Genomic DNA, 2,038 nt, shown 5'->3' with positions numbered 1-2,038 from the left:
CAGCAGATTTAGTCATAACGGTTAATTTCGGAATATAGAAAACCACTCAAGCATAAGACCCTATGAATTGAAATTCAAGCGGGTAATATGCTATCGTGTTTTTCATGAAATGCGCACTTACGACTTGAATTTCATTCAAGTCAAAAGATGCGTAAGGGGGACACCCCTTAACCCCAAAAGCAAAAGCAAGAGCGGTAAAGCAAATGAAGAAATACAATATTGATGAACAGCATATTTTTATATGCTCAAACTGTGGGAATGAATTTTTATACAAATTACCTAAAATTCTTATAGAGCAAATGAATGGAGTATCCATTCAAACTATTAGAAAAGAATGCCCGAAATGTAATCAATACGTGGATGCCACAAGGAAAATTTAATGGCGATTTACCACTGTACAACCAAAACCGTTAACCGCAGTTCGGGAAGAACTGCCGTTGCATCTATGGCTTATCGTGCAGGGGAAAAACTCAAAGATGAACGAACAGGACTAACCCACGATTTTACGAGAAAGGATGGTGTCGCCCATAGCGAAATTGTGTCTAACCTTGATATAGAAATAGACCGTAGCGAGTTGTGGAACTTGGCGGAACAGTCCGAAAACCGCAAAGATGCTCGAACCGCTAGAGAATGGGTGATTGCCTTACCTGATGAACTGGATGCAGATCAACGTAAGGACTTGGCAAAAGAGTTTGCCCAATCACTTGTTGATCGCTATGGCGTGATCGCAGATTTAGCCATTCACGAACCCAGCAAAAGCGGAAATGATAAAAACCATCACGCCCATATCATGCTGACCACCCGAAAAGCTGAATTAGACCCTGACAATAAACTCACTTTGACGACAAAAACCGATATTGAGTTAAGTAATGCCAAACGCAAAAGCCTAAATATGGGAACAACCCAAGACGACATCAAACAGATTCGGGAAACATGGGCGGATTTAGCCAATCACGCACTGGAGCGAGCAGGCTACCGAGAAAAAATAGACCACCGCAGCTATGCCGATCAGAACAATGGACTACAAGCCACCATTCATGAGGGGACTTCGGTCACTCAACTTCGTAGACAAGGTATAGACACCGAAATCAGCCGTTATAACGACCATGTGAAGCAACACAACGCCCAACACCTCAAACAACAGCAACAGCGCACAGACAGCGTTTTACAGCACGGTTTAAACCGTGCCGAGCAAGGCTTCGAGCAATGGCAGAAAAACCAAGAAGCTAAACGCCTAGAACAAGAACGCCAAGCCGAAATACAACGACAGCAAAAACTAGAGCAACAGCAAGCCGAGCGAGCCAACCGTAAAGCATCACAAGACTTAGATCAGGGCGGAATGTACCGATGAGCAACCAAAACGACCTAGATGACCAGCTCTATATTTTACTGGCATCTATGAAAGAGTATCGAGAAGCCATAGCAGACGATAACAAGCGATTAGAAGCGTTTTACAAGGAAGTGGCTAGCGGAGTACTCAATAAGACCGAAAAACACCTAAAAAACGCCAATCAGAAGCAAATAGACGCACTCAACAACAGTATTCGGGAATTAAACAATGCAACCAATCAACTTGACTGGCGATTCATGGCAATCTACGCCAGTGCTTTTGTTAGCTTGCTGATCGTTTTCTTTTTAGCATTATTTTTATATGTGCCGAGCATGGACGAAATCAAACAGCGTAGAGCAGACGTTGCATGGCTAGAACAAAAATACAGCCTAGATATTAAAAATTGCAATGGGAAGTCTTGCGTTCGCATCATGAAAAATGACTGTCACGGAGCGAATAAGGATTATTGTGTGATTGACCCAAAATAATGATTAGACAGTACTTTGCTCGGCTCTTGCCATCACCGAATCAATGACAGCAGTCGCAAAGTTGCCCGACTTTGAAACATGGCTAAAGCCATCTTTCAAAGCATCGAGCGATAGTCATCCAAAAATTTCGGAATGGCTATCCAACTGATGCAGTTCTAAAATATCGTCACCAACAAGCCTATAAATCAAGACTAAGTCAGGCTTCACATGACAATCACGA

3 protein-coding genes are annotated in these 2,038 nt (G+C 42.7%); 2 read left to right on the top strand and 1 reads right to left on the bottom strand.

Features of this window, described 5'->3' with window-relative positions; translation table 11 throughout:
• The first annotated feature begins 379 nt into the window (after positions 1–379).
• Positions 380–1,351 (top strand): MobQ family relaxase, encoded by a 972-nt coding sequence (gene mobQ, locus FTV41_RS14440; RefSeq protein WP_179995762.1) that lies wholly within the window; start codon positions 380–382, stop codon positions 1,349–1,351.
• Positions 1,348–1,818 carry a hypothetical protein gene (locus FTV41_RS14435; RefSeq protein ID WP_004870960.1) on the top strand — a complete coding sequence of 157 codons (471 nt, stop codon included), beginning with the start codon at positions 1,348–1,350 and terminating at the stop codon, positions 1,816–1,818. Before mobQ ends, FTV41_RS14435 begins: the two co-directional genes overlap by 4 nt.
• A 114-nt stretch (positions 1,819–1,932) precedes the next feature.
• Here the strand turns inward: FTV41_RS14435 and FTV41_RS14430 are convergent.
• Positions 1,933–2,038 (bottom strand): type II toxin-antitoxin system mRNA interferase toxin, RelE/StbE family (locus tag FTV41_RS14430; protein WP_179996737.1); only part of this gene is annotated, 106 nt, incomplete at its 5' end.

Source organism: Acinetobacter sp. YH16051 (genome assembly GCF_013417135.1).
Lineage (GTDB): Bacteria > Pseudomonadota > Gammaproteobacteria > Pseudomonadales > Moraxellaceae > Acinetobacter > Acinetobacter towneri.
This window is presented reverse-complemented; position numbering and strand designations above follow the sequence as displayed.

What these genes read in the sequence shown, in the direction of transcription:
- FTV41_RS14435 (WP_004870960.1), top strand. Translation starts at nt 1,348, where the DNA reads ATGAGCAACCAAAACGACCTAGATGACCAGCTCTATATTTTACTGGCA.
- mobQ (WP_179995762.1), top strand. Translation starts at nt 380, where the DNA reads ATGGCGATTTACCACTGTACAACCAAAACCGTTAACCGCAGTTCGGGA.